Origin of the sequence: Micromonospora lacuserhaii (genome assembly GCF_036902735.1) — a bacterium.
Classification (GTDB): Bacteria; Actinomycetota; Actinomycetes; order Mycobacteriales; family Micromonosporaceae; genus Micromonospora.
Genome location: NZ_JBAKHO010000021.1, coordinates 15,018 through 29,336 on the forward strand (window position 1 = coordinate 15,018; position 14,319 = coordinate 29,336).

General features: G+C 73.9%; 14 protein-coding genes. 5 read left to right on the forward strand and 9 right to left on the reverse strand.

From position 1 onward, the window contains the following. Positions 1 to 437: 437 nt before the first annotated feature. Positions 438 to 695, forward strand: coding sequence for a WhiB family transcriptional regulator (locus V6U81_RS15890; protein WP_334490087.1), 258 nt, complete (start codon positions 438 to 440; stop codon positions 693 to 695). Between the two features lie 121 nt (positions 696 to 816). On the opposite strand, the gene V6U81_RS15895 is transcribed toward V6U81_RS15890, so the two are convergent. The 4 genes from V6U81_RS15895 to V6U81_RS15910 form a co-directional block, all read right to left on the reverse strand. Then, the gene (locus tag V6U81_RS15895) at positions 817 to 1,536 is read right to left on the reverse strand and encodes a sirohydrochlorin chelatase (protein WP_334490119.1); all 720 of its coding nucleotides are present in this window, start codon (positions 1,534 to 1,536) and stop codon (positions 817 to 819) included. Positions 1,537 to 1,613: 77 nt separating this feature from the next. Continuing rightward, entirely contained in the window at positions 1,614 to 2,375 is a 762-nt protein-coding gene (locus V6U81_RS15900; RefSeq protein ID WP_334490090.1) for a phosphoadenylyl-sulfate reductase, read from the reverse strand. Further along, the gene (locus tag V6U81_RS15905) at positions 2,372 to 2,530 is read right to left on the reverse strand and encodes a hypothetical protein (RefSeq protein WP_334490093.1); all 159 of its coding nucleotides are present in this window, start codon (positions 2,528 to 2,530) and stop codon (positions 2,372 to 2,374) included. Before V6U81_RS15905 ends, V6U81_RS15900 begins: the two co-directional genes overlap by 4 nt. Then, the gene (locus tag V6U81_RS15910; protein WP_334490096.1) at positions 2,527 to 4,239 is read right to left on the reverse strand and encodes a nitrite/sulfite reductase; all 1,713 of its coding nucleotides are present in this window, start codon (positions 4,237 to 4,239) and stop codon (positions 2,527 to 2,529) included. Before V6U81_RS15910 ends, V6U81_RS15905 begins: the two co-directional genes overlap by 4 nt. 427 nt (positions 4,240 to 4,666) lie before the next feature. Here V6U81_RS15910 and V6U81_RS15915 point away from each other — a divergent pair, with 427 nt between their 5' ends. Beyond that, positions 4,667 to 6,157, forward strand: a complete 1,491-nt coding sequence (locus V6U81_RS15915) for a glycosyltransferase family 39 protein (protein ID WP_334490123.1) — start codon at positions 4,667 to 4,669, stop codon at positions 6,155 to 6,157. A gap of 19 nt (positions 6,158 to 6,176) precedes the next feature. Here V6U81_RS15915 and V6U81_RS15920 read toward each other — a convergent pair whose 3' ends face one another. Both V6U81_RS15920 and V6U81_RS15925 read right to left on the reverse strand, forming a co-directional pair. Beyond that, the gene (locus V6U81_RS15920; protein WP_334490099.1) at positions 6,177 to 7,706 is read right to left on the reverse strand and encodes a histidine kinase N-terminal domain-containing protein; all 1,530 of its coding nucleotides are present in this window, start codon (positions 7,704 to 7,706) and stop codon (positions 6,177 to 6,179) included. A gap of 24 nt (positions 7,707 to 7,730) precedes the next feature. Continuing rightward, positions 7,731 to 8,762, reverse strand: coding sequence for an SIS domain-containing protein (locus V6U81_RS15925; RefSeq protein WP_334490125.1), 1,032 nt, complete (start codon positions 8,760 to 8,762; stop codon positions 7,731 to 7,733). A 183-nt stretch (positions 8,763 to 8,945) separates the two neighbouring features. Between V6U81_RS15925 and V6U81_RS15930 the strand changes: the two genes are divergently transcribed. After that, a complete protein-coding gene (locus tag V6U81_RS15930) occupies positions 8,946 to 10,778 on the forward strand; it encodes a tetratricopeptide repeat protein (RefSeq protein WP_334490102.1) in 1,833 nt (610 codons plus the stop codon). Between the two features lie 79 nt (positions 10,779 to 10,857). On the opposite strand, the gene V6U81_RS15935 is transcribed toward V6U81_RS15930, so the two are convergent. Then, positions 10,858 to 12,441 carry an MDR family MFS transporter gene (locus tag V6U81_RS15935; protein ID WP_334490104.1) on the reverse strand — a complete coding sequence of 528 codons (1,584 nt, stop codon included), beginning with the start codon at positions 12,439 to 12,441 and terminating at the stop codon, positions 10,858 to 10,860. Positions 12,442 to 12,547: 106 nt separating this feature from the next. Between V6U81_RS15935 and V6U81_RS15940 the strand changes: the two genes are divergently transcribed. Beyond that, positions 12,548 to 13,141, forward strand: a complete 594-nt coding sequence (locus tag V6U81_RS15940; protein ID WP_334490107.1) for a TetR/AcrR family transcriptional regulator — start codon at positions 12,548 to 12,550, stop codon at positions 13,139 to 13,141. A gap of 46 nt (positions 13,142 to 13,187) precedes the next feature. Here V6U81_RS15940 and V6U81_RS15945 read toward each other — a convergent pair whose 3' ends face one another. Both V6U81_RS15945 and V6U81_RS15950 read right to left on the reverse strand, forming a co-directional pair. Continuing rightward, on the reverse strand, positions 13,188 to 13,700 hold the full coding sequence (locus tag V6U81_RS15945; protein WP_334490109.1) for a GNAT family N-acetyltransferase: 513 nt from the start codon (positions 13,698 to 13,700) through the stop codon (positions 13,188 to 13,190). Continuing rightward, complete coding sequence (locus V6U81_RS15950) at positions 13,697 to 13,912, reverse strand: biotin/lipoyl-binding carrier protein (protein WP_334490111.1); 216 nt, start codon at positions 13,910 to 13,912, stop codon at positions 13,697 to 13,699. The genes V6U81_RS15945 and V6U81_RS15950 overlap by 4 nt, the downstream gene beginning before the upstream one ends. Before the next feature lie 263 nt (positions 13,913 to 14,175). Between V6U81_RS15950 and V6U81_RS29190 the strand changes: the two genes are divergently transcribed. After that, the gene (locus V6U81_RS29190; RefSeq protein ID WP_369700219.1) at positions 14,176 to 14,250 is read left to right on the forward strand and encodes a 50S ribosomal protein bL37; all 75 of its coding nucleotides are present in this window, start codon (positions 14,176 to 14,178) and stop codon (positions 14,248 to 14,250) included. Positions 14,251 to 14,319 lie beyond the last annotated feature (69 nt).

The following is a 14,319-nucleotide window of genomic DNA, read 5'->3' on the forward strand; positions in this document are numbered from 1 at the left end:
TAACGCCCTAGGTCGAGCGGTCAGAACACCGCCCGATGCGGTGGCCGCCACACCGAGGGGATAGGTGCCGGAAATGTCAGCAATGTCACGTGGACTGTACTATATTGATCCTCGACTGTGGTACGGCGGGTAACCAGGGAAGCCTGAAACCCGGACAAAAGGGTCGTGAGCTTGCTCACCGAGCGGAGTTTTTCCGAGCGTCACCCTTGACATCACGTACGTTCGTGAAAGTATTCACAAGCGAACTTGAGTTACCGGGACATTGCCTGGATATGCTCAGTAGGTTGAGCTGTTCCAGCAGGCCCCAGGGGCTGAACGAGCCTGCTCACGCGCTGCCGAATAGTCGGATGCGAACTGTCACGACCGGCACCGCGGATGCATATAAGAAAAGCAACAGCGTTATCTGCCGCCCATCCAGAATGAGGAGTGTTGCCGCCATGGACTGGCGCCACGATGCCGTCTGCCGCGACGAGGACCCGGAGCTGTTCTTCCCGATCGGGACGTCCGGCCCGGCCCTCCTGCAGGTAGAGCAGGCGAAGGCCGTCTGCCGGCGCTGCCCCGTGACCGACGCCTGCCTGCAGTGGGCGCTCGAGTCCGGGCAGGACGCCGGCGTCTGGGGCGGGATGAGCGAGGAGGAGCGCCGCGCGGTCAAGCGCCGCGGCGGTCTCCGGGTGCTGCGCGCTCACTCCGCCTGACCGATCACACAGCCGTCCGCCCCGGTGGGTTCCGACCCGCCGGGGCGTTCTGCTGTCCGGACGCGACCCACCGGGGTCGGTTACCCCGACCGCACCCTTTTCGATCATGATGAGACGCCGGTCACCGCGGGCCGTCCGCGTCCACCCGGCGCAGCACCAGCTCGGCCAGCTCCGGCGCATCGGTCAACGGCCCGCTGACCGCCACCGCCCCGGCCTCCCGCGCCCCCACCACCACCGCGTCGTGGAACAGGCCGGGCGCCAGGAAATAGCCGACCACCGCCACCCGCCGGGCCCTCGCCGCGCGCAGCCGGGCCACCGCGACCCCGGCCGCCGGTGGCGCCGCCGAGGCGTACGACACCCGGCAGGGCACCCCGAGCCGGCCGCCCAGCGCCGCCGCGACCCGCCCCACCGAACCGCGGGCCCGGGCGTCCCGGGTGCCCGCCGCGGCCAGCACCAGCGCGTCCACGCCGCCCGGCTCCGCCTCGGCCAGCCGCCGCTCCAGCCCGGCCAGCAACCCCCCGTCGACCGTCCCGTCGGCCGGTCCGAGCACGTCGGTGACCCGTACCGTCAGCTCCGGCGCGGACTCCCGGGCAGCCGCCACCGCCGCCGGGATGTCCACCCGTCGGTGGTACGCGGCGGTGAGCAGCAGCGGCACCAGCACCGCCGAGGTGTGCCCGGCCTCGGCCAGCGCCCGCAGCACCGCCGTCGGTCCCGGCTCGGTGTGGTCCAGCCAGCTCGGCAGCACCGGCGTGCCCGGCCGGGCCGTCTCGACCGCCCGGGCCAACGCCCGGGTCGCCTCGGCGGCCCGGGGATCCCGGCTGCCGTGCGCGACCAGCACCACCGGCGAGGTCCCGGGCGGGTGGGGCGCGGCCGGGCCGGCGGCCGGCGCGGATGACTCCACGCCGGCCTCCGCGTCGCTCAGACGTGCAGCCCGCACTCGGTCTTCTCGAACATGGCCCACCGGCCGGCGCGGGGGTCCTCCCCCGCCTTGGTCCGCCGGGTGCAGGGCCAGCAGCCGATCGAGCCGTAGCCCCGGCTGAACAGCTCGTTGACCGGGATGTCGTACCGGGAGATGTAGGAGTCGACGTCCGCCTGGCTCCAGGCGGCGATCGGGTTGACCTTCACCTTGCCGCGCCGGGGGTCGAAGGTCACCACCGGCGTGTTGGCCCGGGTGGGCGACTCGTCCCGGCGCAGGCCCGCGGCCCAGGCGTCGTACCCGGACAGCGCCCGCTCCAACGGCTCCACCTTCCGCAGCTGGCAGCAGTCGTCCGGGGAGCGGTTGAACAGCCGGGGGCCGTACTCGCCGTCCTGCTGGCCCACCGTCTGCCGGGGCCGGATCGACCGGACGTTCACCGGCAGCCGGCGGGCCACCTCGTCGCGGACCCGCAGCGTCTCGGGGAAGTGCAGCCCGGTGTCGAGGAAGACCACGTCCACCCCGGGAGCCACCCGGGAGACCAGGTGGGCCAGGACGGCGTCCGCCATCGAGCTGGTCACGCAGAACCGGTCGCCGAAGGTGTCCGCGGCCCAGCGCGCGATCTCCAGCGCCGGGGCGCCCTCCAGCTCCCGGCCGGCCCGCTCGGCCAGGGCGCGCAGCTCCTCCGGGTCGCGGCGGGCCGGGTCGGCCGGCTTCGGCCCACCGGGCCCGACCAGGCCCAGGTTCGCGGCGGAAACGAGGCTCATCGGGTCACCGCCCGGGAGAGGAGGCCGGTGAACTTGACCGTGAAGACCCGGGCGCAGGCGTGGCACTCCCAGGCGCCGTGCCCGGCCTCGCTCGGCCGCAGATCCTCCTCGCCGCAGTACGGGCAGTACAGCGGCGCGGAACGGGCGTCACTCATCGCAACTCCTCCTCGTCGACCCTGATCACCCAGTTGGCGAACGTCTCGCCGTCGGTCCGGCCGGCCAGGTAGCGGCGGGCCAGCCGTTCCACGTACTCGGGAAGCTCATCGGCGGTGGTCTTCAGGCCGCGCAGCTTGCGACCGAACCCGGCGGTCTGCCCCTGCGCCATGCCCAGGCCGCCGCCGAGGTGGACCTGGAAGCCCTCCACCTGGCGGCCGTCCGGGCCGACCACCAGCTGGCCCTTGAGCCCGATGTCGGCGACTTGGGTGCGGGCACAGGCGTTCGGGCAGCCGTTGAGGTGGATGGAGATGTCCGCGTCGAAGTCGCGCAGCCGCTCCTCCAGCCGGGCCACCAGCTCCTCGCCGCGGGCCTTGGTCTCGACGATGGCCAGCTTGCAGAACTCGATGCCGGTGCAGGCCATGGTGCCGCGCCGCCAGGCCGACGGCCGGGCCTCCAGCCCGATCCCGCGCAGCTCGTCGACCAGGGCCTCGGTCCGCTCCGGCGGCACGTCGAGCACCAGCAGCTTCTGGTACGGGGTGAGCCGCACCCGGTCGCTGCCGTGCGCCTCGACCACGTCGGCCAGCTTCGCCAGCTGCCCGCCGGAGACCCGGCCGACCACCGGGGCGGCCCCGACGTAGTTGCGCCCGTCGCGCTGCGGGTGCACGCCGATGTGGTCCACCGGCTTGTCGGGCAGCTGCGGGGCGGGACCGTCGAGCAGGGCGCGGCCCAGGTACTCCTTCTCCAGCACCTCGCGGAACTTCTCGATGCCCCAGTCGGCGACGAGGAACTTCAGCCGGGCCCGGTTGCGCAGCCGGCGGTAGCCGTAGTCGCGGAAGATGCCGACCACGCCGGCCCAGACGTCCGGCACCTCGGCCAGCGGCACCCAGACGCCGAGCCGCTTGGCCAGCATCGGGTTGGTGGAGAGGCCGCCGCCGACCCAGACGTCGAAGCCGGGGCCGTGCTCGGGGTGGTCGACCCCGAGGAAGGAGATGTCGTTCGCCTCGTACGGGGTGTCGACCAGCCAGGAGATCGTGGTCTTGAACTTGCGCGGCAGGTTCGAGTACGCCTTGTCGCCGACGTACCGGCGGACGATCTCGTCGAGCGCCGGGGTCGGGTCGAGCACCTCGTCGCGGGCCACCCCGGCGACCGGGCTGCCCAGCACGATCCGCGGGCAGTCGCCGCACGCCTCGGTGGTCTGCAGGCCGACGGACTCCAGCCGGCGCCAGATCTCCGGCATGTCCTCGACCCGGATCCAGTGGTACTGGATGTTCTGCCGGTCGGTGATGTCGGCGGTGTCCCGGGCGAACTCCCGGGAGATGTCGGCGATGACCCGGAGCTGGGCCAGGTTGAGCTGGCCACCGTCGACCCGGACCCGGAGCATGAAGAACTCGTCCTCCAGCTCGTGCGGCTCGAGCACGGCGGTGCGCCCGCCGTCGATGCCCGCCTTTCGCTGGGTGTAGAGCCCCCACCAGCGGAACCGGCCACGCAGGTCCTGCGGGTCGATCGAGGCGAAGCCCCGGTGGGCGTAGATGTTCTCGATCCGGGCCCGGACGTTCAGCGGGTCGTCGTCCTTCTTGATCCGCTCGTTGGCGTTGAGCGGCTCGCGGTGGCCGAGCGCCCACTGCCCCTCGCCGCGCGGACGGCGGGGCGCCCGGGCGACGGGTGCCGGCGGGGTCTCGGGACGGGTCGGGGTGCTGCTGACCGCCATCGCGGCGTCCTCCGTTGTGTCTGCTGTGCTGCGGTGGGAGCGCGGACGCGGCGGCCGACCCGTGGGACGGGCCGAGGACGACGATGTCGGAACGGCCGGCGCGGAGAGCGCGCCCGAGACGGAATGGTCGGGCGTCGTCAGTAGGCCGGACAGATCGCGCTGCGCACGCGGCCGTAATCGACGTGGCGACGAGCCACGAAGCGGCGGACGACAGCGGTGAGCATGGGCCCCATGCTTCCACACCCCCGGGTGACCGGCCAATGACCGCGTGCCGCATCCCACATCCCGGGCCGCGTAGCCGCAGCCGCGAATCGGCACACCGGACCGACGCGCGGCCCCGCGCTGTGTGAGGCTGCGACATGTGACCGCACCTTCGGAGCCGAGCCCGGCCGGCGACGCCGTTCCGGCCTGGCACCAGCGACGGTGGCTGGTCTGGTTGACGCCGACGCTGCTCACCCTGGCGATCAGCCTGACCGGGATCGGCCACGCGCAGCCCTGGCGCGACGAGCTGGCCACCTGGAGCGCCGCCACCCGGCCCGTCCGCGAGCTGATCCGGCTCACCGGGACGGTGGACGCCACCGCCGGGGCGTACTACCTGCTAATGCACGGCTGGATCGCGGGGTTCGGGGCCTCTCCCACGGCGCTGCGGCTGCCGTCGGTGCTGGCCATGGCCGGGACGGCCGGGCTGACCGCCGTACTCGGCCGACGGCTGCTCGGCGCGCCGGCCGGCCTCCTCGCCGGCCTGCTCCTCGCGGTGCTCCCGAGCACCTCGCGGTACGCCCAGGAGGCCCGCCCGTACGCGATCGCCAGCCTGCTCGCCGTGCTCGCCACCCTGCTGCTGGTACGGGCGCTGGACCGGCCCACCTGGGCCCGCTGGGCCGGTTACGCCGCCGTCGTCGTCGCGCTCGGCCTGGCCCACCTGCTCGCCCTGAGCCTGCTCGCCCCGCACGCCGTGGTGGTCGTGGTCGCCTGGTGGCGGGGCCGGGCCGCGGCCGGCCTCGACGGCTCCCCGCACTCAGCCGAGCGCCCGGCCCGCGACGAGCCCGATCCCGGCGGGCCGGCGCGGACCGGGGCTCGGGACGGCCGGCTGCTGCGCTGGCCGCTCGCCCTGCTGGTCGCCGGCGTGCTTCTGCTGCCGCTGCTGTCGACCGCCCGGGGCCAGCGCTCCCGTCAGCTCGACTGGATCGAGCCGGCCCGGCTCTCGGACCTGTCGGCGCTGCCCGGCGCGGTGGCGGAGAGCAGCGTGGTGGGCGGCCTGCTCGTCGGGCTCGCCGCGCTCGGCGCCGGCCGGGTCGGCCGGCGCGCGCTGCTGCCCGGCGCGTGCGTGCTGCTGCCGGTGCTGCTGCTCTACCTCGCCGCGCTCGCCGTACCCCTCTGGGTGCCTCGCTACCTGCTCTTCACCGTGCCCTTCGCCTGCCTGCTCGCCGGCGCGGCGCTGGCCACGGTGCCGGCGCCCGCAGCGCTGGCCGTGCTGACCCTGGCCGGCCTGCTCGGCCTGCCCGACCAGGAGGCGCTGCGCCGGGCCCACCCGCCCGCCGGCCTGATCGACTACCGGGGCGCGGCGCAGCTTGTCGCCGCCGGTCAGCGGCCCGGCGACGCCGTCGTCTACTCCCCCCGCGACGGCTGGCTCTTCTTCGACCTCGGCATGGCGTACCACCTGGGCGAAGACCGGCCCCGGGACGCGCTGCTGGTCCGGAACCAGCGGCAACGCGGCGACTTCTGGGCCAGCGAGTGCGCGCGGCCGGCGGAGTGCCTGGCCGGCGTGCAGCGGGTCTGGCTGGTGGTGTCCGGGCGCCGGAGCGATCCACTGGCCGCGGTCGGCGGCGCCAAGGGGCGGACCCTGCGGGACGGCTTCACCGTCGAGCGGGTCTGGCCCCGGCCGGGGGTGACCGTGGCGCTGCTCAACCGACCCGGCTGAGCGGCGCCACCCGAGCGGGTCAGGCCTTGGCCAGCGGGACCACCAGGACGGCCTCGGTCCCTCCGGCGGCACCCTGGCGCAGCTCGATCGAGCCGCGCAGCTCGCCGGTGACCAGGGCCCGGACGATCTGCAAACCCAGTCGCCCGCCCTTGTCGGCGTCGAACTCGGCCGGCAGGCCACGGCCGTTGTCGGTGACCGAGACGTGCAGCTGCTTGCGGAACCGGTGGGCGGAGACCACCACCTGCGGCGCGGCGGCGCCCTCCGGGGCGGGGCCGGCGCCGTCCTCGCCCCCCGGCGGGAAGCCGTGCTCGACGGCGTTGAGCAGCAGCTCGTTGAGGACCATCACCAGCGACGTGGCGATCTCGGCGGGCAGCACGCCGAAGCTGCCGGTCCGCCGCATGCCCACCGACACCTCGGTCGCGGCGACCTCGGTGGCCGCGCTGGCCACCCGGTCGACGATGCCGTCGAACTCGACCGCCTCGTCGCTGGACATGGAGAGCGTCTCGTGCACCAGGGCGATCGAGGCGACCCGGCGGACCGACTCCTCCAGGGCGACCCGGGCCTCGGGCATGGAGACCCGGCGGGCCTGCAGGCGCAGCAGGGCGGCGACCGTCTGCAGGTTGTTCTTCACCCGGTGGTGGATCTCCCGGATGGTGGCGTCCTTGGTGATCAGGGCGCGGTCACGGCGGCGTACCTCGGTGATGTCGCGGACCAGGACCAGCGCGCCGATCGGCACTCCGGCGGGCATCAGCGGCAGCGCCCGGGTGAGCATGGTGGCGCCCCGGGCGTCGATCTCCCGCCGGGGCGGCGCCTCGCCGCGCAGCGCGGCGAGGATGCCGTTCGCCGCGTCGGTGCCCTCGAGCGGGTCGCCGGCCAGCCGACGGTGCAGCTTGGCCAGGTCCTCCCCCACCAGATGGGAGGCGTATCCCAGCCGCCGGTACGCCGACTGGGCGTTCGGGCTGGCGTAGGTGACCTTGCCGTTGGCGTCCAGCCGGACCAGTCCGTCGCCGACCCGGGGCGCGGAGGTGGTCTCGCCCGGGTGCCGGGGCGGCGGGAAGGTGCCGTCGGCGATCATCTGGGCCAGGTCGTCGGCGGTGGTGAGGTAGTTCAGCTCCAGCTGGCTGGGCGTCCGGGCGGTGGAGAGGTTGGTGTCCCGGCCGACCACCGCGATCACCTCGCCGTGCTCCCCGTCGGTGCTGCGCAGCCGGACCGGGATGGCCTCGTGGCGGGCCGGCACGTCGCCGTACCAGACCGGGTCGCCCTCCCGCCAGATCCGGCCCTGCCGGTGGGCCACCTCCAGGTGCGCCACCTCCGGCCCGCCGACGATCCGACCCACCTGGTCGTCCAGGTACGCGGTGGGCGCGGTCGTCGGGCGGACCTGGGCCACGCAGAGGAACGTCCCGTCGCCGTCCACCGGCACCCAGAGCAGCAGATCGGCGAAGGAGAGGTCGGACAGCAGCTGCCAGTCCCCGGCGATCCGGTGCAGGTGGTCGATGTCGGCCGGGCGGAGCTGGGTGTGCTCCTCGGCGAGGTCGCGCAGCGTGGACACGCCCACAGCGTGCCACGCCGGAGGTCACATCGTCGCGGTGACCTTCTTCAGACCACGCGGTGCGTCCGGGTCCTCGCCCCGGGCCAACGCCAGCGCCAGCGCCAGCCGCTGCAACGGCAGGATGTCCAGCAGCGGGGCGTAGCGCTCGTCGACCTCGGGGACGGCCATCCGGGTGGCCCCCTCGACCTCGGCGGAGCCGACCACCACCACGTCGGCGCGGCGCTCGCCGAGCCGGGGCAGCACCTCGCCCATCGACCGGCCGCCCGGGCCGGAGCCGACCACGGCCAGCACCGGCACGTCCGGGTCAGTCATCGCGAGCGGGCCGTGCAGCAGGTCGGCGCCGGAGAAGGCGAGCGCGGGCAGGTACGAGGTCTCCATCAGCTTCAGCGCCGCCTCCCGGGCGGTCGGGTAGGCGTACCCCCGGCCGGTGGTGACCAGCTGGCCGGCGAAGCGGTAGCGGGGGGCGAGCTGGGCCGGGGTGGGGTCGGCCAGGGTGCGTTCGGCCAGCTCGGGCAGGGTCGCCAGGGCCGCGCGCTCCTCGGCCGGCAGCACGCCGTCGCCGGCCCGGACGCCCTCGACCAGCATCAGCAGGGCGAGCAGCTCGGCGGTGTACGTCTTGGTGGCGGCGACCGCGCGCTCGTGCCCGGCGGCGATGTCGAGGCTCAGCTCGGCGACCCCGGCCAGCGCGGAGTCCGGGTTGTTGGTGACCGCCAGGGTGAGCGCGCCGGAGGCGCGGGCGGCGCGCAGCACCTCGGTCAGGTCGGGGGAACCGCCGCTCTGGCTGACCCCGACGACCAGCGCGTCGGAGAGGTCGGGGCGGGCGCCGTAGACGGTGACCGTGCTGGGCGAGGCGAGCCCGGCGGGCAGGCCGAGCCGGATCTCGGTGAGGTACGCCCCGTAGAGGGCGGCGTGGTCGGAGGTGCCCCGGGCGGTGAAGACCACGTGCCGGGGGCGCCGCTGCGCGACGGCCGCCGCGATCCGGGCGATCTCCCCGGCGTGCTCGGCGGAGAGCAACCGGTCGTATCCGGCCGGCTGCTCGTCGATGTCGGCGGCCATGCCGGCCCCAGGACGCGTCACGGAAGCTCCCCTCCTGCGCGGTTTCCGCGCGTTTCATGCTCAGTCTTGCACTGTTTCTCACATCCGAGCAATCGTACGCGCAGCAATGCGCAGTGGATCACCGAATCGACGCAGCATCCCCTAGGCTTGCCCAGCCCTGCAATCGACGAGCGAGAGGCCGACGTGACCGAGGAGCGTGAAGACGCCGCGCTGCCTCCGGAGGAGGAGCTCGTCCTCGCCCGACGGGCGCTCGACGAGGGCGACCTGGCGCATGCCGCCCGGCACCTCGCCGCCGCCCTGGCGCAGGCACCGACCCTGCCGGAGGTGCACGAGACGCTGACCCGGATCGGGGCGGTCTCCGGCGGCGACCTCGACCTGTTCCCGCTCGGTCAGCGCGCGTTCGTCGGGTCGGTGGTGGCCCGCGCCCACCTGCTCGCCGCCGCCGGCCGCCCGGCCGAGGGGTTGGACCTGCTGGTCGCGGCCACCGGGCACGCGCCGGGCGTCGACTGGGCCGGGGTGCCCTGGGTGACCGCGCCCGAGCTCGCGCGGCGGCTCGACCCGGACCGCACGGCCCGGATCCTGATGCAGGTCTGCGCGGCGGTGCCGGACCCGGCGCCCCGGGCCCTGCGGGGGCCGGGGCGGCCGTACCTCACCCTGGCCCGGCACGCGGTCGCCGCGCACCCGCGGCACGGCCTGCTGCTGGGCGCGGCGTCCGCGCTGGCCCGGCGCCTCGGCGAGGTCACCCTCGCCGTCACCTGGGCCAGCCGGGGGGTACGCGCGGAGCCCTCCAAACTGGGCGAGGTCTGGCTCGGGTACGCCTACCGCAGCGCCGGCCGGACCCGGGACGCGCTGGCCGCCCTGGAACGGGCCATCGGGCACGACCCTGACGACCTTGCGGTCTACGCCGACATCGCCGGCACCCTCGCCGACACCGGGCGGCTGGACCAGGCCATCGAGTGGGCCGACCGGGCGTTGGCCCGCGACCCGGACTTCGACTGCGCGGTGCACACCGCGCACCGGCTGCGGTTCCTCCGCGACGGCGACGTGGCGCACCTGGTCGCCCTCGCCGACTTCGTCCGGGACCACCCCGACGACAGTCACGAGCACGGCGACCTCGCCGAGTCCTGCCGGAGCCGGCCCTGGCTCGGGCAGGTCACCCCGGCGGCCGGCGTGCTGGTGGACGTGCTGCGCAGCGCCCTCGCCGCCGACGGCACGCCCGGCCGGGCCATACGCCTCGACGCGCTGGAGCCGCCGAGCGCGATGCGTACCGTGGCGGCGGCGGTGCCCGGGCTCGACGTGGAGGTGGCCGGGGTCGCCGACCCGGACCCGCGCGAGCCGCGCCGCGCCAGCACCTGCCAGCTCTGGCGGTACGACGGCACCACCGCCGCGCCCACCCTGCCGGTTCCCTCGTCGGCGGCGGTCGAGCGGGTACGCCAGCTCGCCCACCCGGCGTGGCCGCACCCGCCGGCCGCGTACGACGCGGCGGTCGGGCTGGCCACCGTGGAACTCGCCGACCTGCTCGGGCTCCTGGTCCACCCGCCCGAGGCGCCGCCGACCGCGCTGGGTCGGGTGCTGGCCGGGCAGGACCCGTCGCTCTGGGTGCGCTGCGTGCAGGTCTGGGCCTGCCTGGGTCTGCTGCACCACCGCACCGACGAGCCGTGGGCGGGCTCGACCCGGCGCCGGGTGCTGGTGGAGCTGGTCTGGGGTGTGGAGGACTGGATCACCGAGGCGGCACTGTTCGCCCTGGTCAGCGCCGCCTGGGTCGACCCGGAAGTCCGTGCCGACGTGGCACAGGTGGTGGCCGAACGCCTCGCCGACGCGGTGACCGTGGCCCGGGTCCGGCCGGTGCCGATCGTCATCTCCCTGGCCCACCTGGCGCTGGCCACCCCGGCGCTGGACCCGGCCGCCACGGCGCTCGCCCACGGGATCGTCGGCGCCGGGCCGGCCGGAGCGCCCCGCCCCGGGGCGCTGGCCCGCCTCTGGGCCCGCCTGGCCGCGCTCCTGCGCCGCCCCTGACCCGCAGCCCTTCCCCCGGAACGCGGCGCGGCCGCGCCGTACCCGGGGAGGGACGACGCGGCCGCGGCCGGACAACGGGTCAGGCCACCGGGGCCTTGCCGAGCGCGGTCTCGGCCTGCTCCTCCGGCGTGACGTCCCCCGGCGGGGCGTCGTTGCTGGTCCGCAGCGGGACCTCCTTGATGAACCAGGCGAGCACCGGCACCGCGACGGTGAAGAGCACCGCCCACAGGAAGACGTGCGAGATGGCGTCGGAGAGGCCGCCGAGGACGACCTCGCGGGCCTGCACCGGCAACTCCTTGAGCTTCGACAGGTCCATCCCCTGGCCCTCGCCGCCGCTGAACGCGCCGCCGGCGGGCGAGTCGGCGAGCCGGTTGGCGAAGATGGCGCCGAAGAGCGAGATGCCGAACGAGCCGCCGATGGAGCGGAAGAAGGTGGCTCCGCCGCTCGCCGCGCCGAGGTCCTTCTGCTCGACGCTGTTCTGCGCGATCAGCATCGAGGTCTGCATCAGGAAGCCCATGCCCGCGCCGAGCACGACCATGTAGAGCGAGGACTGGGCCTTGCTGGTGTCCACGTCCAGCCGGCTGAGCAGGAACATGCCGGCGGTCATCACCACGCCGCCGACGATCGGGAAGATCCGGTACCGGCCGCTGCTGGTGATCGCCCGGCCGACGACCAGCGAGACCACCAGCATGCCGAACATCAGCGGGAGCAGCAGCAGGCCGCTGTTGGTGGCCGAAGCGCCCTGCACGGTCTGCTGGTAGAGCGGCAGGAAGTTCATCGCGCCGAACATCGCGAAGCCGAGCAGGAAGCCGATCACCGAGATCAGCGCGAAGTTGCGGTTGGCGAAGAGCCCGAGCGGCAGGATCGGCTCGGGCACCCGGCGCTCGACGAACCCGAACGCGACCAGGGCGACCACGGCCAGCACCGCCAGGCCGAGGATCTGCGGGGAGCCCCAGTCGTACTCGTTGCCACCCCAGGTGGTGACCAGCACGATCGCGGTGATGCCGACCGAGAGGAGCGCGGCGCCCAGCCAGTCGATCTTGTGCTCGGTGCGGTACTTCGGCAGGTGCATGGTGGTGGCCAGGACCAGCAGCGCGACACCGCCGAGCGGCAGGTTGACGTAGAACGCCCAGCGCCAGGAGAGGTTGTCGGTGATGAAGCCGCCGACCAGCGGACCGGCCACCATGGCGATGGCCATGATGCCCGCGATCATGCCCTGGTAGCGGCCCCGCTCGCGGGGCGGCACCAGGTCACCGATGATCGCCATCACGCCCACCATCAGGCCGCCGGCGCCGAGGCCCTGCACCGCGCGGAAGGCGATCAGCTCGACCATGCCGTCACCGGGGCCGCCGAGCATCGCCGAGCCGGCCATGCCGCAGAGCGCCGACCCGATCAGGAAGATCACCACGGAGGTCAGGAAGACCGCCTTGCGACCGTAGAGGTCGCCGAGCTTGCCCCAGATCGGGGTGGAGACCGTCGTGCCCAGCACGTAGGCGGTGACGACCCAGGTGAAGTGGTCAACGCCGCCGAACTCGCCGACGATCCGCGGCAACGCGGTGCTGACGATCATGTTGTCGAGCATCGCGAGCATCATCGCGATCATCAGGCCGAATAGGACGACCCGCACGTTGGGTCTCGCCGCCGCCTGTGTTTCCTGAGTCATGGGTAAGCTCCCCCGGAGATGTGTCGCACTTACTTGCCGCCCGGCTAGTCACCTTACTAGCCGCACGGTAAGTTGGACAGCAGAAAACCGTCAAGCGAGTTGGGTGGTGGGCGTGAGGGAGAGCACAGGCGGCACGCGGGAACGCATCCAGGCCGTCGCGCTGGAGCTCTTCACCGAGCAGGGGTACGAGAAGACCTCGCTACGGGAGATCGCCGAGCGGCTGAACGTGACCAAGGCCGCCCTCTACTACCACTTCAAGAGCAAGGACGAGATCGTCAACAGCTTCGTCGAGGACCGGCTGCGCCGGATGGACGAGCTGATCGCCTGGGCCCGGTCCCAGCCGGCCACCCTGGCCACCCGGCGGACGCTGATCAACCGGTACGCCGACGCCATGTTCGCCAGCGAGCTGCCCTCGGTGATGCGCTTCTTCGAGCAGAACCAGACGGTGCTCAAGAGCCTCTCGGCCGGCGTACAGATGCGCGAACGGATGCTCGGGCTGGCCGACCAGCTCTGCCGGGGCGACGACTCCCCCGCCGCCCAGCTGCGTGCCGCGCTGACGCTCTTCGCCGTGCACAGCAGCTGGTTCGCGGTCCGCGCCCCGCACATCACCGACGACGAGCGGAAGAAGATCGCCCTGGAGGTCGCCGACGAACTGCTCGCCCGGATCGGCGAACAGACCCCGGACGACGACCAGCACTGACGGGCCCGGCCCGACGGGCCGGATCGACGCGCCAGGGACGGTCGTCTCAGGATCGCGCCGGCAGTTGCAGCCGCAGTCCCAGCAGCTCCACCCTGGGCGCCGGTGACCAGTCCTTCTCCGGCGCCCGCACGAAGCCGAGCCGCTCGTAGAGCCGGCGCGCCGGGGCGGCCATACCGTCCCGGACGCAGATCATCACCGCCGTGCAGCCCTGCGCCGCGGCCCGGTCGACACAGGCCCGGGCCAGCGCCTCTCCCGCACCCCGGCCCTGGGCTGCCGGGTCGACGGCCAGCATCCGGAACTCGGCCTCGCCCGGACCGGAGAGTTCGGCGTACCGGGATCCGGGCCGCACCAGGGTCACCGAGCCGAGCACGTCGCCGGTCACCTCGTCGACGGCCACCAGGATCTCGCCGTGCTCCGCCCGGGTGGCGACGTCGGCGAGCGTCACCGCGTACCCGTGCTCGCCCTTGAGCTGGCCGTCCGCCTCGTACGCGGCGACCGTCAACCGGGCCACCGCGGCGTGGTCCGCCGGGGTCGCCGGGCGGACCAGCGGGCCGGTCAACCGATCACCGCGATCAGGTCGCCGTCCTGGACCACGTCACCCTCGTTGACCGCGAGCTGGGTGAGCACCCCGTCGGACTCGGCGACCACCGGGATCTCCATCTTCATCGACTCGAGGATCACCAGGGTGTCCCCCTCGGAGACGGTGTCCCCGGCAGTCGCGACGACCTTCCAGACGTTGGCCACCATCTCGGCACGAATCTCCTCGGCCATGTCCCGGCCCTCCCTCTCGCGGTTGTCTGCCGACGTATCCAATCATGCGACGGCGACCCGCGGGCGGGGAGCGGTCGACACCGCGCTGCGCGGCCACGAGACATCGCCGAATCGGCGGAATCCCCTTCGTGACGACGGCCCCGGCGGACGATGGCGGGAGCCGGCCGCACTAGCATCAGCGGGTCGGACCCGGGCGCCGGGAGGACCGGTGCGTGCACCGGCGCCGAGGGTCGCAGGGATCCGACCATCACGAGGAGGTCAGCATGGCGAAGAAGGCCCGTAAGAAGAAGGCCCGTAAGAAGAGCGGCGCGAACCACGGCAAGCGCCCCAACTCCTGAGCAGGTACGACGGCGGCGCGGGGGCCCATGGGCGCGGGCCCCCCCCCGGTCGTGGGCGCGCCGTCCGGG